18 protein-coding genes and 1 pseudogene are annotated in these 21,801 nt (G+C 73.8%); 12 read left to right on the plus strand and 7 right to left on the minus strand.

Translation table 11 applies throughout. The features are described from left to right. The first annotated feature begins 166 nt into the window (after positions 1–166). The gene (locus ACFOX0_RS26140) at positions 167–610 is read left to right on the plus strand and encodes a hypothetical protein (RefSeq protein ID WP_377550719.1); all 444 of its coding nucleotides are present in this window, start codon (positions 167–169) and stop codon (positions 608–610) included. Between the two features lie 531 nt (positions 611–1,141). Here the strand turns inward: ACFOX0_RS26140 and ACFOX0_RS26145 are convergent. Next, the gene (locus tag ACFOX0_RS26145; RefSeq protein ID WP_377550858.1) at positions 1,142–1,828 is read right to left on the minus strand and encodes a response regulator; all 687 of its coding nucleotides are present in this window, start codon (positions 1,826–1,828) and stop codon (positions 1,142–1,144) included. Beyond that, complete coding sequence (locus ACFOX0_RS26150) at positions 1,807–2,985, minus strand: sensor histidine kinase (RefSeq protein WP_377550720.1); 1,179 nt, start codon at positions 2,983–2,985, stop codon at positions 1,807–1,809. The genes ACFOX0_RS26145 and ACFOX0_RS26150 overlap by 22 nt, the downstream gene beginning before the upstream one ends. Positions 2,986–3,195: 210 nt before the next feature. Here ACFOX0_RS26150 and ACFOX0_RS26155 point away from each other — a divergent pair, with 210 nt between their 5' ends. From ACFOX0_RS26155 to ACFOX0_RS26165, 3 genes are all read left to right on the plus strand, one after another. Further along, positions 3,196–3,942, plus strand: a complete 747-nt coding sequence (locus ACFOX0_RS26155) for a hypothetical protein (protein ID WP_377550722.1) — start codon at positions 3,196–3,198, stop codon at positions 3,940–3,942. A gap of 150 nt (positions 3,943–4,092) precedes the next feature. Beyond that, entirely contained in the window at positions 4,093–5,238 is a 1,146-nt protein-coding gene (locus tag ACFOX0_RS26160) for a LacI family DNA-binding transcriptional regulator (protein ID WP_449288870.1), read from the plus strand. 79 nt (positions 5,239–5,317) lie between these two features. Further along, on the plus strand, positions 5,318–6,340 hold the full coding sequence (locus ACFOX0_RS26165) for a LacI family DNA-binding transcriptional regulator (protein WP_377550724.1): 1,023 nt from the start codon (positions 5,318–5,320) through the stop codon (positions 6,338–6,340). A gap of 121 nt (positions 6,341–6,461) precedes the next feature. On the opposite strand, the gene ACFOX0_RS26170 is transcribed toward ACFOX0_RS26165, so the two are convergent. Continuing rightward, positions 6,462–9,074 (minus strand): CHAT domain-containing protein, encoded by a 2,613-nt coding sequence (locus tag ACFOX0_RS26170; RefSeq protein ID WP_377550726.1) that lies wholly within the window; start codon positions 9,072–9,074, stop codon positions 6,462–6,464. Positions 9,075–9,374: 300 nt separating this feature from the next. Between ACFOX0_RS26170 and ACFOX0_RS26175 the strand changes: the two genes are divergently transcribed. From ACFOX0_RS26175 to ACFOX0_RS26185, 3 genes are read left to right on the plus strand one after another with little or no spacing between them, the layout of a single operon-like run. After that, positions 9,375–10,685, plus strand: coding sequence for a S8 family peptidase (locus ACFOX0_RS26175; protein ID WP_377550728.1), 1,311 nt, complete (start codon positions 9,375–9,377; stop codon positions 10,683–10,685). Next, the gene (locus ACFOX0_RS26180) at positions 10,682–11,383 is read left to right on the plus strand and encodes an RNA polymerase sigma factor (protein ID WP_377550730.1); all 702 of its coding nucleotides are present in this window, start codon (positions 10,682–10,684) and stop codon (positions 11,381–11,383) included. Before ACFOX0_RS26175 ends, ACFOX0_RS26180 begins: the two co-directional genes overlap by 4 nt. Continuing rightward, positions 11,358–11,822 (plus strand): hypothetical protein, encoded by a 465-nt coding sequence (locus tag ACFOX0_RS26185; protein ID WP_377550732.1) that lies wholly within the window; start codon positions 11,358–11,360, stop codon positions 11,820–11,822. Before ACFOX0_RS26180 ends, ACFOX0_RS26185 begins: the two co-directional genes overlap by 26 nt. Before the next feature lie 111 nt (positions 11,823–11,933). Here ACFOX0_RS26185 and ACFOX0_RS26190 read toward each other — a convergent pair whose 3' ends face one another. Continuing rightward, a complete protein-coding gene (locus ACFOX0_RS26190; RefSeq protein WP_377550734.1) occupies positions 11,934–12,965 on the minus strand; it encodes a hypothetical protein in 1,032 nt (343 codons plus the stop codon). 148 nt (positions 12,966–13,113) lie between these two features. Beyond that, positions 13,114–13,944: an SAM-dependent methyltransferase gene (locus tag ACFOX0_RS26195; RefSeq protein ID WP_377550736.1), complete on the minus strand. Its 831-nt coding sequence runs from the start codon at positions 13,942–13,944 to the stop codon at positions 13,114–13,116. Between the two features lie 376 nt (positions 13,945–14,320). Between ACFOX0_RS26195 and ACFOX0_RS26200 the strand changes: the two genes are divergently transcribed. The 4 genes and pseudogenes from ACFOX0_RS26200 (at position 14,321) to ACFOX0_RS26215 (ending at position 17,470) form a co-directional block, all read left to right on the plus strand. After that, positions 14,321–15,409, plus strand: a complete 1,089-nt coding sequence (locus tag ACFOX0_RS26200; protein WP_377550862.1) for a DegT/DnrJ/EryC1/StrS family aminotransferase — start codon at positions 14,321–14,323, stop codon at positions 15,407–15,409. A gap of 1 nt (position 15,410) precedes the next feature. Further along, a complete protein-coding gene (locus ACFOX0_RS26205; protein WP_377550737.1) occupies positions 15,411–16,373 on the plus strand; it encodes a glycosyltransferase family 2 protein in 963 nt (320 codons plus the stop codon). 104 nt (positions 16,374–16,477) lie between these two features. Then, a pseudogene (locus ACFOX0_RS26210) lies at positions 16,478–16,897 on the plus strand (acyltransferase); the annotation flags it as partial. Between the two features lie 51 nt (positions 16,898–16,948). After that, complete coding sequence (locus ACFOX0_RS26215; RefSeq protein ID WP_377550864.1) at positions 16,949–17,470, plus strand: sugar 3,4-ketoisomerase; 522 nt, start codon at positions 16,949–16,951, stop codon at positions 17,468–17,470. Here the strand turns inward: ACFOX0_RS26215 and ACFOX0_RS26220 are convergent. After that, complete coding sequence (locus tag ACFOX0_RS26220; RefSeq protein WP_377550739.1) at positions 17,459–18,103, minus strand: class I SAM-dependent methyltransferase; 645 nt, start codon at positions 18,101–18,103, stop codon at positions 17,459–17,461. The two genes, ACFOX0_RS26215 and ACFOX0_RS26220, sit on opposite strands and share 12 nt — an antisense overlap. 241 nt (positions 18,104–18,344) lie before the next feature. Between ACFOX0_RS26220 and ACFOX0_RS26225 the strand changes: the two genes are divergently transcribed. Beyond that, entirely contained in the window at positions 18,345–20,597 is a 2,253-nt protein-coding gene (locus tag ACFOX0_RS26225) for a hypothetical protein (protein WP_377550741.1), read from the plus strand. 89 nt (positions 20,598–20,686) lie between these two features. Here ACFOX0_RS26225 and ACFOX0_RS26230 read toward each other — a convergent pair whose 3' ends face one another. Then, a complete protein-coding gene (locus ACFOX0_RS26230; RefSeq protein WP_377550743.1) occupies positions 20,687–21,793 on the minus strand; it encodes a hypothetical protein in 1,107 nt (368 codons plus the stop codon). Between the last annotated feature and the right edge of the window lie 8 nt (positions 21,794–21,801).

A 21,801-nucleotide genomic window follows, 5' to 3' on the forward strand; every position in this document is an offset into this window, starting at 1 on the left:
ATCCCGGCGAGCCTCGACCGCCAGCCGCGTCGCACGCTCACGCAACTCATCGTTGTACTTCTTCGGTGCCGGCATCGCTGCTGTTCCTCCCAGGTTTCGATATCTCCATCAAACCCGGTGCGGGACACACCGTCGCAGACCTTGACCGGCCCACACCGTGCGCGGAGTGGAACCTGGGCCGCTCTCCGGTGTGGGCGCCGCCATGCTGATAACCCGCTGGACGCCCGGACCAGCCGCCAGCACCGTGGGCCCGGTGCTGATCAGCGTCACCGACTTCCAAGCCAACCGGCTACGCGACCTGCCCGGCATCTACCAGGCCGGGCTTACCCTGCGCCGGGCCTGGCCCCACCTGCCGGGCGCAGTCGGCATGTGGCTGTGGACGAGCCCCCGGCAGGGCAGGTGCGGCTCGGTGTCGATCTGGCAGGACGAGGAGTCCCTGCACCGGTTCGTGGCCTGGCCGGACCACGTCACGATCATGCGACGTTATCGTGGGCGCGGACAGCTCAGGGCTACCACCTGGCCGGGCACCCACCCCGACCCCGCCGCCTGGGCCCAAGCCCGGTCGTACCTGTCCGGCAACAAACTCGGGAACAGCAACCCACGCCACTGAAGCGACCGGTCGGCCGCCAGCGCGGAACACACCCCACTCTGCGACAGATCCGCCTCAGTAGCGGCGCGACGAGCCAGACGAGAGAAAAGAGGACGAATGCGGGGGAACCAGTGACCGTGGCCGGCGGGCACGAAGTGCTGCGCGTCATAGCCGATCGAGTGCGCCGCGGCGGCCGTCCCGGCGAGCGCCAGGACGGTCTGCGGGTGGCACTGGCCATTGAGGGCGGCGGCATGCGCGGTACAGTCTCCGCCGGCATGGCCCTGGCCCTGCACGAGACCGGGGTGGCGCACGCCTTCGACGCCGTCTACGGAGCGTCCGATCACCCCTCCGTCCGGCGCCAGCCAGACCCGGGTCGAACCGGCAGTACTGTCCGTGCGCCCCGCACCTGACGCGCCGCACGTCGGGCGCCTCGCCCGCGACGGCAAGGTCCTCAAAGCCGCACTCGAAGCCGGCCGCGCGGCGGTCGAACGCGTACTACAAACCCTCAGACTCGAATGACCAACCGTGAACCACCCGGCCGACAGAAATCTCCTACCGCGGCAGTTCGGCGTCGTGCACGAGCAGCGCCACCTGGACCCGGTTGTTCAATCCCAGCTTGGTCAGCAGGCGGGACACGTGTCCCTTGACGGTCGGCACGCTCATCCCGAGTTCGGCGCCGATCTCGGCGTTCGACAGTCCGCGGCCGAGGGCGAGGGCCACCTCGCGTTCCCGGTCGGTGAGCGCGGCCAGGTGGCTGCGGGCGCGGGCCCGCCGGGGACCGGCCAGCGGATCGGCGACGTGGTCGATGAGCCGGCGGACGACCGTCGGGGACAGGGTCGCCGCGCCGGCCGCGACGGTCCGGACGGCCGCGATGATGTCGTGCGGCGGGGTGTCCTTCAGCAGGAAGCCGCTCGCCCCGCCGCGCAGCGCCTCCAGGACGTACTCGTCGGCGTCGAAGGTGGTCAGGACGATCACCTGCGGGGGCGACGGTCGGCAGCGGATGCGTCGGGTGGCGATCAGACCGTCGAGCCGGGGCATCCGGATGTCCATCAGGATCACGTCCGGCCAGTGGGCGTCGGCCAGCGACACCGCCGCCGCGCCGTCGGCCGCCTCGGCGACCACCTCGAGGTCGGGTGAGCCGCCCAGCAGGATCCGCAGCCCGGCCCGGACCAGCGGGTCGTCGTCGACGATTGCCAGCCGGATCGGCCGGTCCCGGGTCAGGTCGGCCACGGCAACCAGGCCCGCAGCCGGAAGAGGCCCCGGTCGACGCCGTACTCGACCCGGCCGCCGGCCAGGGCGACCCGCTCGCCGAGCCCGACCAGTCCCAGGCCCGCACCGGGGACGACCGGACGACCGGACCCACCGGTGCACGGGTTGGTGACGGTGACCCGCAGTTCCCGGCCGGCGGTGCCGTCCAGGTGCACCCGTACGGCGCTGCCGGGTGCGTGCTTGCGGGCGTTGGTGAGGCCCTCCTGCACCAGCCGGTACGCCGTGCGGCCGAGCAGCGGCGTCGGACCGTCCATCGGCACCCGGCAGGTGTAGCCGACCGTCATGCCCGTGGTGCGGGCGCTGTCCACCAGGTCGGGCAGGTCGCGCAGGCCCGGCTGCGGCGGCTCGGGCCGGCCGGGCTCGCGCAGCGCCCCGATGACGCCGCGCAGTTCGCGCAGGGCCTCGTGCGCGGTGGTCCGGATCGCCCCGGCCGCCAGGGCGGTCTCCTGCGGCCGGGCGTCGGTACGGATCTCCAGGGCTCCGGCGTGCAGGCTGATCAGGGAGAGGCGGTGCGCCAGGACGTCGTGCATCTCCCGGGCGATCCGGTTGCGTTCGGTCAGCCGCGCCTGCTCGACCCGCAGGCCCTGCTCGGCCTCCAGCCGGCGCGCGTGCTCGCGCAGCGACCGGGCCAGCCGCCGGTACGCCCGCACGAACAGTCCCCACCCGACGGCCGCGTAGCTGATCACCGCGCGCACCACCAGGTCGACCCAGAGCGGAAACGGCGGCCGCTCCTGCGCCAGGAAGTAGCCGACACAGGTGACGACGTTCCCGCCGGCGAGCAGCAACGCCACCCGCGCCCGGCAGCGGACCGCGACGGTGAACAGCGCGACGACCGCGGCACCGGTGGCCATCACCGACACCACGCCGAGCGGCAGCACCGCGAGCGCCACCCCGAGCGGCCGGTGCCGGCGTACCACCAGGGCGAGCGCGCACAGCGCGCCGAGACCGACGTCGACCGGCCACGGCACCGCGGACCCCGGCGCGGCCGCGTCGCCCAGCGGCACCAGCAGCGCGCCGTAGCCGACGGCGAGCGCCACGGCCAGGCCGTCGGCCAGCCGGTCGCGCCGCGCGGCCAGCCGGCCGTCCGCGGTCTCCGGTACCAGCAGGGCATGCAGCAGGGCCGGCATGGGCGCAGCCTACGAGGTTCGGCCGGCGGGCGGGACCTACCAAAGTCGTGGTCCGGGCCGGTTCCCCGGACGGGGGCCGGCCCGACCGTCGGCCGGTGCGCGGACCCGGGCGCCGGCGCCATCCTCGGTGCCTCACCACAGCCACCCGGGCCTCGTCGGCCGCCGGTCGACCCGGGCGGCGCGACCTTACGCACCGGAAGGACCACGACGATGCAACCTCGACGGGACAGCGCGAACCGCGCGGACGCGACGGCCACCGGCCCGGACGCCGCGACGATCGGCGCCCTGCGCCGGACCGTGGCCACCCGGCCCCGCCGGTGGTTGGCCATCAGCACCCTGCTGCTCGGGCTGCTGGCCGCCGTGGTGACGGCCGCGCTTGGTCGGCCGGACGACCGTACGTTCGCCGGGCTCGCGACGCCGGTCCAGTTGCTGATGTCGGTCACGGTGCCGTTCCTGGGTGTCCTGCTGGTCCATGACCTGCGACGGGCGGCGACGGCCCCGGTCGCCCGTACCGTGCTGGCGGCGGCCGTGCCGGCCGCCGCCGTCGGGGTGTTCGGCGCCGTGGTCTGTGCCGTCGCCCTCGCCCTCGCCCGCACCGCCCCGGGCCCGGCCGACGACCCGTGGCGGCACGCCGGAACCGTCGCGGCGGGCGGTGTGCTCGTCCAGGTCCTCGCCCAGTCGGTCGGTACCGGGCTGGGTCTGCTGCTGCGCCGGCCCGTCGTCGCGTGCCTGGCCACCATCGCGCTGCCGACTGGCCTGTGGCTGCTGCTGGGCGGGGTGGCGTCGCTGCGGCCCGCCCAGTCCTGGCTCACCCCGTACGCCGTCGCGTCGCCCCTGCTCGCCGGCGGGATGACCGGGCAGAACTGGGCACAGTGGCTCGTCGTCGTGGCACTGTGGGGCGTCGGCCTGAACGTCCTCGGCGCGGCCGTGGTCCACAGTCGACGGGCCGCGCGGTGACGACTGTCTTTGGGATGAATGTTGCCGAAAACGCTTTCGGCGTTCATTGTCTAAGGCCAGGACACCGTTGGAACCCATGACGGCGGGCGCGGCTCCTCGACGAGGCGGACCGGCCGTGCGTCGGCGATCCCGGAACGGGGACAGTTGGCTGTGTTCGAGGACGACGACCAGGTACCGGACGGCGCCGTGCGTACGCACGCCTCGGGTCGGGCCGACCGGAACGGCGGCTCCACCGACGGCTCGACCGGACGCCCCGGCTTCTCCGTCATGCGCGACGTCGCACGCCTCGCCGGTGTGTCCACCCAGACCGTCTCGCGGGTGGTGAACAAGCATCCACACGTCGCGGCGGAGACCCGGCAACGGGTGCTGACGGCGATGCGGGCGCTCAACTACCGGCAGAACCTGGTGGCCCGGGCGTTGGTGACCCAGCGCACCGGCACGATCGGGATCATCGCCTACGAGACCTCCCTGTACGGCCCGACGTCGATGCTGTACGCCATCGAGGGGGCGGCCCGGTCCGCCGGCTACTTCGTCAGCGTCGCCAGCGTCCGGCACCTCGACCGCCGCTCCGTCCTCGACGCGGTCGACTGGCTGCGCCGGCAGCAGGTCGAGGGGATCATCGCCATCGCGCCCGCCACCGCCGTGGCCAGCGCGCTGGCGGAGGTGGCCGGCGGAATGGCGACGATCAGCGTGGGCGGTGGCTACGACGAGGCGGTGCCGAGCGCGCAGATCGACAACGCCGCAGGTGCCCGGCAGGCCGCCCGGCACCTGCTGGAGCTGGGCCACGCCACCGTGCACCACGTCGCCGGACCGGCGGAGTGGCCGGAGGCGGGGGAGCGCACCGACGGTTGGCGGGAGGCGCTCTCCGCGGCGGCCCGGCCGGCCCCGCTGCCGCTGCGCGGCGACTGGAGTTCCCAGGCCGGCTACGAACAGGGCCGGCTGCTCGCCGAGGATCCGTCCGTCACGGCGGTGTTCTGCGCCAGCGACCAGTTGGCCCTCGGCGTGCTCCGGGCCCTGCACGAGGCCGGCCGGCGGGTACCGGAGGACGTCAGCGTGGTGGGCTTCGACGACACCCCGGACGCGGGGCACTACCTGCCGCCGCTGACCACCGTCCGCCAGGACTTCGCCGAGCTGGGCCGGCGCAGTCTCGGGCTGTTGCTCGCCCAGCTCGACCGGTCCGACCGGGAACCCGCCGCGCGGCGTACCGTGCAGGTGCCCCGGCTCATCGTCCGGTCCAGCACCGGCCCGCCGCCGGGCCGCTCAGCGACGCCGGCCACGGGTCTTCGGGCGCCTTGAATCGGCCGGATCCACTGCGTACGCTCAGCGCGCCGCGTTCTGCTCACCCTGGGCGAAAGGCGTACGGAAAGGCTTTGGGATGGGCCGGAAACGACCGCAGGTCGTCACGCTCAGCGACGTGGCCAAGCGCGCCGGCGTGTCGGTCTCGACGGCGTCGAAGGCGCTGAACGCCAAGCAGGAGGTCGCCGAGGCGACCCGTCGACGGGTCCAGCGCGCCGCCGCCGAGCTGGCCTTCCAGCCGAACATCCTGGCCCGTGGCCTGATCTCCGGCCGGGCCCGCATGATCGGCCTGTTGACCGACGAGCTGAGCGGCCGGTTCTCGATCCCGGTGCTGCTCGGGGTCGAGAACACGGTGGGCAACGAGGACGTGTCGGTGCTGCTGTGCGACGCGCGCGGGGACGCGATCCGGCGCCAGCACTACGTGCGGAGCCTGCTCGGTCGTCAGGTCGAGGGGTTCATCATCGTCGGCGCGAGCAACGACGTCGTGCCGACGCTGACCCGGGACATCCCGGTGCCGGTGGTCTACGCCTACGGCGAGTCCACCGATCCGGAGGATCTGTCGGTACTCGCGGACGACGCCGGCGGTGCGCGCCTCGCGGCCGAGCACCTGGTCTCGCTGGGACGGCGCCGGATCGGGCACATCACCGGACCGTCGAGCTACCGGGCGGCGCGGGACCGGGCGGCGGCGACCGTACGGGTGCTCGAGGAGGCCGGTCTGCGGCTGGCCGGCGGGATGCCGATGTACGGCGAGTGGTCCCGGCGATGGGGTCGGCGGGCCACCCGGATGCTGCTCACCGCCAATCCCGAGGTGGACGCGATCTTCTGCGGCAACGACCAGATCGCCAACGGGGCCTGCGACTCGCTGATGGACCAGGGTCGGCGCGTCCCGCAGGACGTGGCCGTGGTCGGCTACGACAACTGGGACGTCTACGCCGCGGACGGCCGGCCGGCGCTGACCACTGTCGACCTGAACCTCGAACTGCTCGGTGCGACGGCGGCGCACCACCTGCTCGCCGCGCTCGACGGCGCACGGCGCGGCGGCGTCATCCGCCAGCCCGGCTCCCTGGTCGTCCGCGAATCCACCGTCGCCACGCCGCGCTGACCCGCCCGACGGCCACCCGTCGCGCGGTCGGGCGGCGACCGAGACCGCGGGGGCGGGCCGGGTGGCCCACCCCCGCGCCGCGCACGGCTGGCCTGGACCGCGTACGGCCGCCGGGCCGCCGTCAGCCCGCACCGAGACAGACGAACGCCGCGGCGGTGGCCCGCGCGGTGCCGTCGCCGGACGCGACGAAGGCCCGCTGCGCGTCGGCGAGCGCCCGCGCCGGCCGGGCGCCGGCCCGCATCCGCCGGTGCAGGTCCACCATCAGCGCGATGGTCGGCTCGGCCGGCACCGGCAGCACGGTGGCGACCAGGCAGCGGGTGCCCAGGGCCAGCAACACCGCGGCGAAGCCCAGCACCTCGTCGCCGGGGCGTACCCCGGTCAATCCCGACTCGCAGGCGGACAGCACCACGCAGTCCGGCGGCCGGGCCACCCGCTCCCACTCGTAGGCGAACAGTGGACCGTCGGCGAGTTCCAGGGTGGAGAACTGCGGATTGTCGGCGCGGAACCGGCCGTGCGCGGCGATGTGCACCAGGCCGGCGCCGTCCAGCGCCTTGCTCAACGCCTCGGCCGTGGCGTCCGCCCCGGTCAGCAGCCGGGCGCCGGGCAGGACCCCGGCCAGCCGGTGGACCTCGGCCCAGCCGGCCGGCAACCGTGGCCCGGCGGCCAGCACGGCCGCCCCGGTGGGCGCCTCCCGCCGGTCCGCCGCCAACCAGGCGGTGCTCGACGGGGCCACCGTCACGGCCCGGCCGGCGCAGGTCGGCAGGCCGGACCAGGCGACCGCGTGCAACGCGCCGACCGGGACGACCACCAGGTCCCGGTCGGCCAACTGCCGGCGTACCGGGTCGAAGAGTTGCCGGTCGAGCGCGGCCGCCGCGTGCACGGCACCGGCCCGCGCGGCGGCGGTGTCGCCGGTGGTGACCAGCCGGCGCAGGCCGAACCGGTGCCACCGGGCCAGGTTCACCGCCTCGGCCAGCGGGCCCAGGTCGTGCAGGCTGGCCCGGCCGTCCCGGACCAGGACCGCCCGCAGCCGGTCGCCGTGCGCCACCAGTTCGATCAGCACCCGCGGGCCGAGCCGCTCGGCCAGCCGGCGCACGCCGGGCGGGCGTACCACGTCCGTGCCGCCGGGAGCGCGGCGGGACAGGTCGCGGATGCGCTGCTCGAGCCGGGCCTGCCGGCCGCGCAGGGCACCGGCCGGCCGGCCGGCCAGCACCGCGTCCTCCAGCAGGCTGCTGACCAGCCGCAGTTCGGTCAGCGCCGCCACCAGGTCCGGGTCGTCGGGCGGCAGCGCCGGGCGCATCCGCAACGCGTTGGCCCGCCACCGTTCCGCCCACGCCAGCACCCGGGCCGGCGCACCGGCCCGGACCGCGACGTCCAGCCCCTCGGCGGCCAGTTCCTGCCCGTACGCCCCGCTGTGCGCCCGCAGTTCGGTCGCGCCGAGCGAGGTCCGGTGCCGGTCCAGCACGGCCAGCCCCCGGCGCAGCGCCCGGTCCGCCCCCGGGTCGTCGCCGGCCAGTCGACGGGACAGCGCCAGGGCGTACCAGCCCTGGGCGCGTCGGGGGGCGGTGCCCCGGCGGCGGGCCCCGGCGGACGCCGCGAACAGGGCAGCGGCCCGGTCGGCCCGGCCGCAGGCGGCGGCCAGCAGGCCGGCCTCGATCCGGGTGGTCAGCGCCGGGTCCGGCCACCCGGTGGCGTCGAGCTGGTCGGCGGTACGGATCATCGCCGTGAGCAGCGCCGCCGACCGGGTGCCGCGGCGGAACTCCGCCCGCAGCTCGACGTGCCGGGCGAACGCGGCCCAGGTGCGCCGGCCCTGCCGCCGGAACCGGTCCCTGGCCTGCGCGGCGGCTCGGGTGGCGGTGTCCAGGTCGGCGGCGAGCAGCGCGGCCCGGGCCCGGGCGAGCAGGGCCTCCGCGAGGTCGGAGGCCATCCCGCGGCGCCGCAGTTCGTCGATCGCCACCGTGGCGACCTCGACCGCCTCGTCGACCAGGGGCACCGACAGCAGCAGCTCGAACCGGTCCAGCAGCAGCGCGGGCCGGGGCACGGCGAGCCGCCGGTACTCCTCGTCGACGTCGGCGAAGCAACGCAGGGCGCCGGCGATGTCGCCGCGTTGACCGGTTGCGATCCCCCCGTTCCAGCGGGCGTCGGCCGCCGCGAGGTCCAGGCCGAGCTGGTGGAACACCGCCGCCGCCCGGGACAGGTCGTCGTCGGTGCCCCCACCGGCGCGCCGGTGCGCGTTGAGCAGCCCGCGGTTGTTGCGGGCCCGCGCCTCCAGCAGCGGATCACCCTCGCGCTGGGCGATCTCGATGGCGCAGCCGTAGTCGCGTACCGCCTCGTCGTACCGTCCGCAGAAGTGCAGCACGACGCCGCGCTGCATCCGGGCCCGTCCCGCGTCGGCGCCGGTGAGCTGGGGGAGCGCGGCGGTCACGGCACCCAGCGCCGCCCCGGTACGCCCGGCGTTGGCCAGCACGTAGCCGAGGCTCATCTGGGCCAGCGCACGGGTGCGCGGCGTGCCCGCGACCCGTACCGCGCGGCGCAGGTGCCGCAGCGCGCCGGGCAGGTCGTTGAGTTCGCGCAGGGCCAGGCCGGTGGCCCGCTCGGCGGTGGAGCGCTCGTCGTCGTCGACCCGGTCGGCGGCAAGCACCCGGCGGGCGATCGTGATCGCCTCGCCCGGATCCCGTTGGACCGCGTCGAGGGCCGTCTGGGCCGCCCCGCCGCCGGGACCGGTGCTGTCGGGCATGTCCAGAGAGTCCACTGTGCCCGGCCGGCAGTCAATGAACCTTTTTCAACCTCCCCTTGCGCTCCGGCGTCGGCCGAGGTCGAAGACGCGGCTTGCGCACCGCGCGGTTCAGGTTGAAAAAGGTTCAATGTCATCGCCGTCGGCGTGGCGGGCGTGTCGGGCGGCGTGTCGGGACGCCGTGTGTCGGTATTCGGTCGGCTGATTGACACCTGTCGACCCTTTGGAAGAATCGGCGAGGTAGGGGGAGACCGGCACCCAACCCACGGTGGGCGGGTTCCCTCCCCGGCCCATGGAGGACCGGTGTCTGACCAACCCTTCGTGCCGCGCCCGGTCGGCCGGCTGTCCCGACGGCGCCTGCTCGCGGTGTCCGCACTGGCCGCGGCGGCGGTGCCGCTCGGTGCCGGGCCACGACCGGCGCCGGCGCTCGGCGACGACACCGACGACAGCGCCTACCAGAAGGTGTTCGACGACGCGCTCGCCGCCGACAAGGACGTCCGGCGTTACCAGGTGCGGGGTCGGGAGATCCTCTACCGGCCCCGGCAACTGCTCGCCGCGGACACCGACGTCAAACGGGTGGCCACCTGGCTGCGGGAGCAGGGCCTGCCGCCGACGGTGGAGGGCCGCTTCGCCGGCGTCACCCGGCTGCTGTTCGCGACCGAGGTCGACGTGCCCGGCATCGTCACGAAGCTGCGCGACCCGCGCCAGTGGCCCGGCCAGTCGGTGCCGGCGGTCCAACCGCACCACGTGCTGCTCGGCCTGGGCAACATCATGGGCAACCCCGGCGGGCCGCCCCGGGTGGCCGCCCCGCTGGCGGCGCCGGACCCGGCCCGCTCGGGCGAGGGCGCGGGCGTCACCGTCGGCATCTGCGACACCGGCATCTGGCGGCTGGCCGGGAGCTGGCACCCGCTCTGGCTCGGCGGGGCGTACCTGCCGGAGGTCGACGACGAGGACGCGCTCTACGTCTCCGCCGACCTGCTCGCACCGCAGGGCGGGCACGGCACCTTCGTCGCCGGCGTCGTCCGGCAGGCCGCCCCGGGCGTACGCGTCGACCCGGAGCAGGCGCTGAATCCCACCGGGATCGGCGACGAGTCGACGGTGGTGGCCGCCCTGGGCCGGCTCGGGCCGGACGTGTCCGTCATCAATCTGTCCCTCGGTGGGTTCACCCTCGACGACCTGCCGTCGTTGCCGCTGGCCAACGCCGTGGCCGCCCTGCCGAAGACCACCGCCGTGGTCGCCGCGGCCGGCAACGCGGGCATCTCCCGGCCGGTCTGGCCCGCGGCCCTGGACCGGGTGCTGGCGGTCGCCGCCGCCACCGCGGACAAGAACGGTGTCCGACCGGCGCCCTACAGTGGCTTCGGGCCGTGGGTCGACGCCTGCGCCCTCGGCGAGCGGGACAGCACGTACGTCGAGGGGGAACTGGTGCTGCCCGGCCGGCCGACCCGACTGTTCCACGGCTTCGCCACCTGGGCCGGCACCTCGTTCGCCACCGCACACGTCTCAGGGCGGCTCGCCGCCCTGATGACCAGCGGCGGTCTGAGCGCCGACGACGCCCGGCTGGCGCTGCTCGCCGCGCCGGTCTGGCAGCCCGGCTACGGCGTGCTGGTCCCGTGAGCGGCGGACCTGTCCGGCGGGGCGCCGAGCGGGACTCCGGTCCGGCGATCGACCCGGCGGTGACCGACCGGAGCACGACCAGCCTGGTCGCCGCCGCCGGGGGCGGGGACGAGTCGGCCTGGGCCGAGCTGGTCCGCCGCTACACCCCGCTGGTGTACTCGGTGATCCGGTCCTACGACCTGAGTCGCCCCGACGCGGCCGACGTCAACCAGACCGTCTGGTTACGCCTGGTCGAGCACCTCGACCAGGTACGCCAACCCGAGGCGCTGGCCGGGTGGCTGGCCGTCACCACCCGGCGGGAGTGCTACCGGATGTCCCGCCTCGGCCGGCGTACCCGGCCCGTCGACCCGTACGACGGCGCACTCGACGCGTACCACGGCTCGTGGGGCGCGGCGGACCCGGTCACGCCGGACGAGGAACTGCTCCGGGTGGAGCGGCAGCAGGCACTGCGCGAGGGCTTCGCCCAGCTCCCGTCGCGGTGCCAGGAACTGCTGGCCCTCTTGACGGCCGATCCGCCGGCGAGCTACCGGGAGGCGGCCGAGCGGCTGGGCGTACCGGTGGGTAGCATCGGACCGACCCAGGCCCGCTGCCTACGCCGGCTGCGCGACTGTCCCGCCCTGGCCGCCTACCGTGAGGTACGCCCGGCCGCCCGGACGAACGGGGGTGAGCGCGATGGAGCCGTGGCCGCCAACCGATGACTCCGCGCTGACCGCGGAGCTGGGCGCGGCGCTGTGGGGCGCCGGACCGGTTCCGGAGGAGTTCCTCACGGCGGCGCTGGCGGCGTTCACCTGGCGGACGGTGGACGCCGAGCTGGTCCTCGCCGAGCTGACCTTCGACTCGGCGTGCGACGCGGAACCCGCCGGGCTGACCCGCTCGGCCGGTGCCACCCGGACCCTGTCCTTCCGCGCCGGCCCGGTCGTCCTGGAGATCGAGGTGAGCGAGGCCGGCATCGTCGGCCAGCTGTTCCCGCCCGGCGGTGGTCGGGTCGACGCCCGGACGGCGGCCGGCAGTTACGACCAGGCGCCGGTCGACGAGGTGGGCTTCTTCTCGCTGGGGACCCCGCCGCCCGGCCCGGTCCAGATCCGGGCCCGGGCCGGCGGGTACGCGGTGGCCACCCCCTGGGTCAGCCTGCGCTGACCGGCGATCCGCCGGACGGCACACGCCGGACGGCACACGCCGGACGGCACGAGACGACGCCGGGTCGTGGACCCCCCTTCGGTCCGCGACCCGGCGCTCGTCAGCGGTTCGCTACTGGTCGTCCTTACCGGCGCTGATCAGGTACTGCACGCCGCCGAGGTCGGCCCGCTTCTCGCCGGTGCTGTCCGGCCCGAACTGGGTCACCTCGAACGCGATCTCCTTGTCGGTGGGCGCCTGGGCCGAGAAGACGATCGAGAACTCCAGCCGCTCACCGGGGTTCAGCAGCAGGTTGCCCAGGACCGCCTTGGACGGTTCCAGCAACTCCAACTGGGTCTCGCCGACCTGCCGGACCTCCGTGCCGACCTTCCCGCCGGCCTGCCAGCGCTCGAACAGGTCCTTGCCGAGGTCCACGATCACCCGGCCGCCGATGTCCTGCAACGGCTGCTGGGCGGTGAAGACCAGGTCGCTGAAGGCCCGTTCCTTGAGCGCGTTGCCGATGGCGAACGGTCGCACGACCGGCTTGCCCGGCACCAGCCGCACCGAATCGACGTTGCGCCAGGCGATGTTGTTGTTGTAGCGGGTGTTGACGTTGATGTCCGGCCCCTCGACGGTCATCGGGTCGGTGCCGGACACCCACCGGGCCAGCAGGCAGAAGTGTCCCGGTCCGGGGACCCCGGTCCACGGGATCGTCACCGTCGTGACACCGGGGTAGATCACGGCGCCCACCGCGCCGATCGCGGTCCAGTTCGTCGGCCAGATCGCCCCGCCACCCGGCGTCGTCCGGTACAACCGCAGCGTGCCGGTGCTCGGTCCCGAGCCGTACGGGCCGGGGTTGCGCAGCTTGACGAAGACGTAGTTCGTCACGCCGACGATCGGGTTCTGGCTGACGGCGCATTCGATGGCGGTCGGGCAGACCTTGATGTCCGGGCTGGCCCACAGCGGGTTGTACGAGTGCGGCTGGACGCCGGTGTCGGCGGCGACGTCCTTGATGTACACGTCGGTGCGGTCCGCGGCGATGCTCTTCTCCGACCGCGCGGTGGCGGGCGCCGCGGTGGCCGCGGTGATCGTCAGCAGGCCGACCAGCGCCGCACCCGTGAGCACGACGAACACCGTGCGCCGGACACGTTTTTCAAGATCGCCCATGGCGGGCTCCTCCCATCGGACAGGCGCCGAGCGGTACGGGTCCTGCGTACCGGGTCGGCGCGATGACGTCCTTCCAGAGCCGGCGACCGGGCCGGAAATACCGGCCACCGCACGCGGCTCCTTCAGATGACGAGAGAAGCGGCAAATATTATCGAATTCGCGCCACCGCGCCGTAGACGGCGGTGTCGGCCGCGCTGGGTCGGGGCTGCACCTCGTCGTCGGCACGCCACTGCGCCACCGACGTGATGCCCGGCGCGACGAGTTCCGTCCCGCGCAGGAACCGGGCGAACTCGTCCCGACCGCGGAACTGGAACGGCACCCGGGCCCGGTTGTCCGCGTCGTTCACCGCCGAACTGGTCTCCGGCGGCATGTGGTCGTTGGTGGCGTGGGTGACGGTGAGGTAGCTGCCGGCCGGCATGGCGGAGACCAGCTTCCCGACCGCGCCGTACGGATCGTCCGCGTCGGTGAGGAAGTGCAGGACCGCCACCAGCATCAGCGCCACCGGCTGGTCCAGATCGAGGGTGGCGTGCAGGTCGGGGTGGGCCAGGATCTTCTCCGGCTCCCGCAGGTCGGCGTCCAGATAGCTGGTCCGGCCCTGCGCCGTGCTGGTCAGCAACGCCCGGGCGTGCACGAGCACGATCGGGTCGTTGTCGACGTAGACGACGCGGGATTCCGGGGCGATCGCCTGCGCCACCTGGTGGGTGTTGTTCGCGGTGGGAATGCCGGTGCCGATGTCGAGGAACTGCCGGATGCCGGCCTCGCGGGTCAGATAGGTCACCGCCCGGCGCAGGAAACGCCGGTTCTCGATCGCGGCCGTGCGTACCGTCGGGAACGCGGCGGCCACGGCGTCACCGGACTCCCGGTCGGCGGCGAAGTTGTCCGCGCCGCCCAACCAGTAGTCGTACCGGCGGGCCGGATGGGCCACCGTCGTGTCGATCCGCGCCGTCGCCGCGGCCTTGGCCGGCTGATCCTCGATCACCAGGTCTCCCGTCCGTCGTCGGTCCCGACGGTCCGGCTCTCGACCCCGGTGGTGCCCGCCGTCGGACCGCCATCGTACGTCCGTCCGGGTAACGGGGATTCCCCGACCACGACCCGACCCGACCACGACCCGACCCGACCACGACCCGACCCGACCACGACCCGACCACGAGCCGGGCCGGGCCGTGCCGTCCGGTCCGCGACGGCGCCGGACGACACGGCGGGCGTCGCTGCGCCGGAATGGTCACCGGCCCAGCGTCACGGATCCGCGCCCGGCATCGTTGGACAAACCGTGATTGATCGCCGGGTATCAACGTGAGCGCGACATCGGCCCCGTTTCGCATCCGCCGTCACCCTGAGGCGCACCGGTGATCGCCATGAACGACCTGGCGGCGCAGGACCGGGAGGTCGCGGGTGAGCTCGCCGCCGCGCTGTCCCGGGTGCTGGACCGGGGCCGGTACGTCCTCGGCCCCGAGGTGTCCGCGTTCGAGCAGGAATTCGCCGCGTACTGCGGAACACCGCACGCGGTCGGCCTGGCCAGCGGTACCGACGCCCTGGCCCTGGCGCTGGCCGGGGTGGGCGTCGGACCGGGCGACCGGGTCGCCCTCGTCGCGAACGCCGGCGGGTACGGCACCGCCGCGGTCGACAGCCTCGGCGCGATGCCGGTGTACGCGGACGTCGACGGGGAGAGCCGGCTCATCGACCCGACCGACCTCGACCGGGTGCTCGCCGCCACCGGCGCGCGGGCGGTGATCGTGACCCACCTGTACGGCGCACTCGCCGACATGGCAACGGTGACAGGGCTGGCGGCCCGGCACGGGGTGAAGGTCGTCGAGGACTGCGCGCAGGCGCACGGTGCCGGTCGGGACGGCCGGCGGGCGGGATCGTTCGGCGACGCGGCGGCGTTCAGCTTCTATCCGACGAAGAACCTCGGCGCACTCGGCGACGCGGGCGCGGTCGTCACCGCCGACCCGACGATCGCCGAGCGGGTCACCCGGCTGCGCCAGTACGGCTGGGACCGCAAGTACCGGGTGGCGCTCCCGCACGGGCGTAACAGCCGTCTCGACGAGCTCCAGGCCGCCGTGTTGCGGGTCAAGCTCACCCGGCTCGACGCCGGCAACGCCCGCCGGTCGGCCCTGGCCCGACGGTACGGATCGGCGATCGCCCATCCGAAGGTGGAGTTGCCCGCGGTGACCGGGCCCGACCACGTGGCCCACCTCTACGCCGTGCTCACCGAGGACCGGGCCGGCCTGGCCGCCCACCTGCGCGCCCACGGCGTGGCCAGCGAGGCGCACTTTCCGATTCCCGACCACCGCCAACCGGCCGTGGGCGACCGGTACGCCGGCACGTCGCTCCCGGTGACGGAACGCCTGTGTCGCCAGGTGCTGTCGCTGCCCTGCCATCCCGGAATGTCCGACGCCGACGCCGATCGGGTGGCCGACGCCGTCAATTGTTGGGGGGCCTGACATGTACTCGCTGGTCGTCCCCGTCTACCGCAACGAGGACTCGATCCACGACCTGCTGGACACCGTCGCGGCCCTGGACGTCGAACTCGGCGGCGAGTTGGAGACGGTGTTCGTGGTCGACGGCAGCCCCGACAAGTGCGCCGACCTGCTCGTCTCGCTGCTGCCGCAGCGGCACTGCACGGCCCGGGTGGTGGTGCTGTCGCGCAACTTCGGCTCGTTCGCCGCGATCCGGGTCGGGCTCGAACACGCCACCGGCCGCTATTTCGCGGTCATGGCGGCGGATCTGCAGGAGCCTCCGGGGCTCGTCCTGGAGTTCTTCCGGATCCTCGCCGGGGGCGGCCATGACGTGGTGGTCGGCACCCGGGAGGCACGCGCCGATCCGTGGGGCAGCCGGGTGTCCGCGCGCCTGTTCTGGGGCGTCTACCGCCGCTTCGTCAACCGGGAGATGCCGCGCGGCGGTGTCGACGTCTTCGGTTGCACGACGGAGTTCCGTGACGTGCTGCTGTCCTGCGGCGAGTCCAACAGCTCGCTGGTGGCGCTGATCTACTGGCTCGGCTTCCGGCGCAAGGAGATCGCCTACACCCGTCTTCCCCGGGCCCGTGGTCGCTCCGGCTGGACGCTGGGCAAGAAGCTGGGCTACCTGTCCGACAGCGTCTTCGCGTTCACCGACCTGCCCTTGCGGGTGCTGATGCTGTTCGGCGCGGCCGGACTCGCCGTGTCCGTCCTGCTGGGCCTCGGCGTGCTCGGCGCCCGGATCGGTGGCCTCTTCGACGTGCCCGGCTACGCCGCGACGATCCTCGTCGTGCTCTTCTTCGGCGGCATCAACGCCCTCGGACTCGGCGTCGTCGGTTCGTACGCCTGGCGTGGCTACGAGAACACCAAACGGCGTCCCCTCGCCGTCGCGATGCGTTCGGTCGCCTTCCGTCCCCGTCGTCAGTTGCAGCAGGAGAAGGCCGACCAGTGACCCGGTTCCCACCCGAGCCCCGCGGCGCTCGCGTCCCACCGTCCCCCCGGCCCGTCGTCGGACCACGCGGGAAGAACGACGCCCGCTTCGTCCATCCCCAGGCCCTGTGCGAGAGTGCCGACGTCGGTCCGGGCACCCGCGTCTGGGCGTTCGCACACGTCCTGCCCGGCGCCCGCATCGGTGCCGACTGCAACCTGTGCGACGGCGTGTTCGTGGAGAACGACGTGGTGTTGGGCGACCGGGTCACCGTGAAGAGCGGGGTGCAGCTGTGGGACGGCGTGACGCTGGAGGACGACGTCTTCGTCGGGCCCAACGCCACGTTCACCAACGACCACATGCCCCGCAGCAAGCGGTACCCGGCGCAGTTCCTCCGTACCCGGGTCGAGGCCGGCGCGTCGATCGGCGCCAACGCGACCATCCTGCCCGGGGTGACGGTGGGGCGGTCCGCGATGGTCGGTGCGGGTGCGGTCGTGACCCGGTCCGTCCCGCCCTACGCGATCGTGGTCGGCAACCCGGCGCGACTCACCGGCTACGTCGACTCGTACCCGGCGCCGGCGCCGGCGTCGTCAGCGCCGGTGACCGCGGAACGCGTCAGCGGCACCAAGGTCGCCGGGGTGACGCTGCACCGCCTCGACTTCGTCCGGGACCTGCGCGGTGACCTGTCGGTCGGCGAGTTCGAGCGGGACGTGCCGTTCCCGGTGCGGCGGTACTTCGTGGTCCTGGACGTGCCGAGCGAGAAGGTCCGCGGGCAACACGCGCACCGGACCTGCCACCAGTTCCTCATCTGCGTGAAGGGGCAGTGCAGCGTGGTGGCCGACGACGGGGTGTCCCGTCACGAGTTTCTCCTGCGGGGCCCGGCGACCGGTCTTCATCTTCCACCCATGACCTGGGCCACCCAGTACCGCTACTCCGCCGACGCGACCCTGCTGGTCTTCGCGTCGCATTACTACGACCCGGACGACTACATCCGCGACTACGCCGAGTTCGTCGCCCTCGCCGACCGGTGCCGGGACGCCGGGTCGGACCGGCGGCCCGGGACGGATGCCCGGCCGCCGTCGCGGGGCGGACCCGCGACGGCGTCCGGGTCACTCGACTGACCGGTCCAGGTCGGGGCGGGGCAGCGGGTTCCCCATCCGCATCATCCAGAAGCTGTACGGGATTCGGGTGATCCCCCTGATCACCGTGCCGTCCACGGTCTTGAAGACCTTCTGCGCCAAGGCGACGAGCGACTCGGGCTCGCGTACGTGTTGGCCCCGGTCGTGGGCGGACATCCACCGGGCGACCCGGCCCTGTTCGGGCTCGAAGCAGTTGTCGACGCTGACCACCGTTCCCTCGGGCGCCAGCGCCCGGGCCGCCAGTTCCAGCAGGTCCTCCGCCTCGCGGTCGGACAGGTGGTGCAGGAGACCGACCATCATCACCGCGTTCACCGGGGGGAGCGTGGCCAGCTGCGCCTCGGTGAACGTCCCGTTGACGAACCGGGCCCGGTGCCCCCAGCGTCTGGTGGCGTAGTCGACGTACCGCGTCGAGATGTCGAAGCCCAGATACCGGACCCCCTCCGGCAGACGGTCCAGGTAGTACGCCGGCCCGCACCCGACATCGAGGAGCAGATCACCGGGTCCGAGGCCGAGGCTGTCCAGACATCGCTGGCACAGCCGGTCCGTGCCGATGCCCCGCTGGAGGGCGATGTACAGCGGCGGATAACCGAGCAGGTCTCTCAACTTGGTCAACATCACAGACATCCTTCGGAGAAGGTTCGAGACCGCACCTGGTGTCCGGTGCGGACGTGCTCCGAGGGGTGCCGCGGAAGCCGGCCGGTCGGGTACGTCGTCGGGTGTGGCGTGGGTGGGTGCCCGGACCGGCAGGTCGCGCCGGGGGTCAGATTGCCACACGCGGGCGCCGGGGACCAGTTTCCGCGCCATCGGAAGGTGGTGTCGGCAGTTGCCCGGTGCCGGTCCCGTTGGTTAGGAGGGTATGAGCGTCACGGTCGGTTCGGAGCCGCGAACCTCGCCGGCGGCCGGCCGGCCGGCGACCCGAAGCCGGATCACCGGTTGGCTACCCGCGTTCGTGCTGCTGGTCGCCCTGGTCGTGGTCCTGGTCGGGACGGGAACCTCGTGGGTCGACATCGCGCGGTACGTCGGCTACCTCGGTTGGTCGGTGCTGCTGCCCGGGACCCTGGTGTACCGGGCACTGCGGGGCCGGCCGCACAGTCTCGTCGACGACCTGACGATGGGTGCGGTGGTCGGTCTCGCGCTGGAGATCGTCGCGTACGTCGGGTTCTCGGTCGCGGACCTGCGTACCGTCCTCCCGGCCTGGCCGCTGCTGGTCGTCGTGCCCTTCGCCGCGGTGCCCCGGCTGCGCCGGCACTGGCTGCCCACGGGCTACCGGCCCGCGCCACCGGGCTGGTCGTGGTCGGTCGTCACCATCGCGCTGTTCCTGCTCGGTTACCTCACCGTCGCCTTCCTCGGCGCGCATCGACCGGTACCGACCGACGGCCCGCAGGCCTACTTCGGCGACGAGCCGTTCACCCTCGCCCTCGCCGGTGAGGCCAAGCACCACTTCCCGCTCCACGAACCGTCGGTGGCGGGGGAACCGCTGGCCTACCACTGGTTCAGCTTCGCGCATCTGGCGGTCGGCAGCACCATCGGCGGGATCGACCTGCCGGTGGTCGTGTTCCGCCTGGCCCTGCCGACCCTCTGCGTTCTGGCCGTGGTACTCCTCGCCACGGTCGGCTGGCGGATCTCCGGTCGCCCGTGGGTGGGCGTCGTCGCGGCGGCCCTGACCTACGCGGTCGGGGAGGTCGCGGGAAACAGCGTCGCGCACACCCCGCTGGGTGGCATCACGGCGTTCGTCGTGTGGGCGAGCCAGTCGGTGATCTACGGCGCCGTGATCACGATCGCGCTCCTTTTCGTCGTGGTCGACCGCCTGCGGGACCCGGCGGAGGGCTCGCCGGGCCGAGGCGGATGGTGGCTGCTGGCGCTGCTCACGTTCGCGGCCTCGGGTGCGAAGTCCAGCGTCCTGCCGGTGCTGCTGGCCGGTGTCGGCGTGGTCTGCCTGGTACAGGTCGTCCGTCGGCGCTGGGCCCGGACGCCGTGGATCGTCGCGGCGGTCCTGTTGGCCGGTCAGGTCTTCGCGCTGGCGGTGTGGTACCGGTTCGAGTCGCAGGGGCTCGTGGTCCGTCCGCTGGGCATCTTCACGCAGTACGCGAACCTGGCCGGCGACTGGCCGTGGTGGCTGCGGGCCGGGGTCTTCGTGGCTGCCTTCGGGGCGCACCTGATCTGCGTGTTCCCCCGACTCGCCGGCATCCCGGTGCTGGCCCGGCTGCGTAGCGGCGACTGGGGCGTCACCGAATGGTTCATGCTCGGCGGCCTGCTCGGCGGGGTGGTGCTGACGTGGTCGCTGTGGCATCCCGGTTGGGGTCAGTACTACTTCCTGCGTTCGGCGTGGCCGTTCGGCGCCATCCTGTCGGCGATGGGTCTCGTCGCCCTGATCGACCGCCGACGGGCGTCCCCGCGCACGGTCGCGGTGCTGGCGGTCGGCGTCGTGTCCGGCTCGACGGCGTTGTCGCTCGTCGCCGCGCGGTTCGCGCCCGGCGCGATCGCCACCGTCCTCTTCGTCGGCCTCCCGCTGACGGTCGTGGCGGCTGTCCTGCTGCTCGCCGCGCGATACGGCAGGACCCGTCGCCACCGTCCCACCCTGGTCCTGGCGGCGCTGCTGCTGGCACTCGGCGCGGGAACACCCGGACTGGTGGTGGACGCCTGGCGGTACCCCGCCAACTCGTTCTGGACCACGGTGATCGGTCCGCGGCAGGCGGAGGCGGCGCGGTGGTTGCGCGCGCACAGCGGACCGGATGACGTGGTGGCCACCAACGGCCACTGCCTGAGCCCTCCGCCCGCCCCGTGCCGAAGCCAGTCGTTCTGGCTGTCGGGCTTCGCCGAGCGCCGGGTGCTGGTGGAGAGCTGGGCCTTCGCGACGAGGACGGTGCGGCAGGGCATGCGGACCGGCACGGACATCGCCACCGTGCCGTTCTGGGACCCGGACCTGTTGGCCACCAACCAGGCCGTCTTCGTCGACCCTTCGGAGCGGGTCGTCGCTGTTCTGCGGACCCGGAAGGTGCGCTGGCTCGTCGCCGATCGACGGTACGGCCGGGAGTCGGTCGCGCTCGGCAGGTTCGCGCGCCTCCGCCTGGACAACGGGGACGTGGCGGTCTATGAGCTGCCCGACTGACCGGCACGCTTTCTCCGGAGGGCCGGAAGACCCACCACTTGCAGAACTCGCCCCGGACGGTGCCACCCGTGCCGGCCGCCGCCCTCCTCCTACCGGCGGTCCCCGCCACGGCGGGACCGCCACGCCAGACCGACGACGAGCAGCGCCAGACCGGCGACCCCGGCCACCGTGGCGCCACCGGCCAGGAACGAACCGGACCGGCCGCGACCGGCGGCCCGGCCGTCGGCGGAGGCGTGCGACCCGGCGGTACGACCGGCGGCGTCCCCGCTCATGGCCGGGGTGGTGGCGGCCGGCGCGGCGGTGTCCGGCAGGGCATAGCGCAGGATGGTGGGCCGGGTGCCCGGTGGCTGTCCGGCGGTCTCCGAGACGGTGAGCAGCGACCGCCCGTCGCGGCTGTAGCTGACCGACTCGCCCTGCGGTTCGTCCGGCAACGGAACGGTCCGCGGTCGTCCGTCGGTCAATGCCTTCACCACGTCCCCGTCGGGCACGTCGAACTCGAACGCGTCGGCGTACGTGCGCAGCACCACCCGCCGCCCGTCGGGCGCGGTGGCCCCGCCGGTCACCAGCCGTCGGCCGAAGATGGAGAACGGGTTGCCGGTGGTGGTGATCGGAAGGCGGACCTGGCCGGCCTTCGTCAGGGGCGTCGTGGCGCCGGCTCGGGGCGGGGCGGCCGGGGCGTACACCCCGGCCGTGCCGGCCTGTTTCGTCACGATCACCGGCCGGCCGTCGCCGGTCAGCAGCAGCGCCTCGGCGTCGTGCGGCCCGTCCGGGTACGCCATCCGGCGCAGCGTGGGGCGGCTCGCGCCCGGCGGTAGCGTCCACACCGCGACCGTCTCCCGGATCTCGTCGTTGTCGCCGATGTCGGCCACCCAGACCGTCCCGTCCCGGCCGATCGCCAGGTCCTCGGTGTCCCGGGGCGGCGTCGGGTAGCGCACCGTCCGGACCACCGCACACCGCGCGTCGAGGAAGAAGATCCGCCGGCGCGGCTCCTCGTCGGCGCTGTCGTTGACCACGACGTAGCCGGTGTCCGTGGCGACCATGCCGGAGATCTCGTTCAGCCGTTCGTCGCGTACCTGGCACACCGGCGTCCCGGGTCGCGCGGTGGGCGCCCGCCCCGCGACGGCGGCGCCCGGCGCCGCCACCGGCAGGACGGCCAGCGCGCCGCAGGCGACCGCTGCCGGCCATCGCCGTGCCACCCGGCCAC

The organism is Micromonospora zhanjiangensis, from assembly GCF_042650605.1.
In the GTDB taxonomy this organism is placed as follows: Bacteria; Actinomycetota; Actinomycetes; order Mycobacteriales; family Micromonosporaceae; genus Micromonospora_J; species Micromonospora_J zhanjiangensis.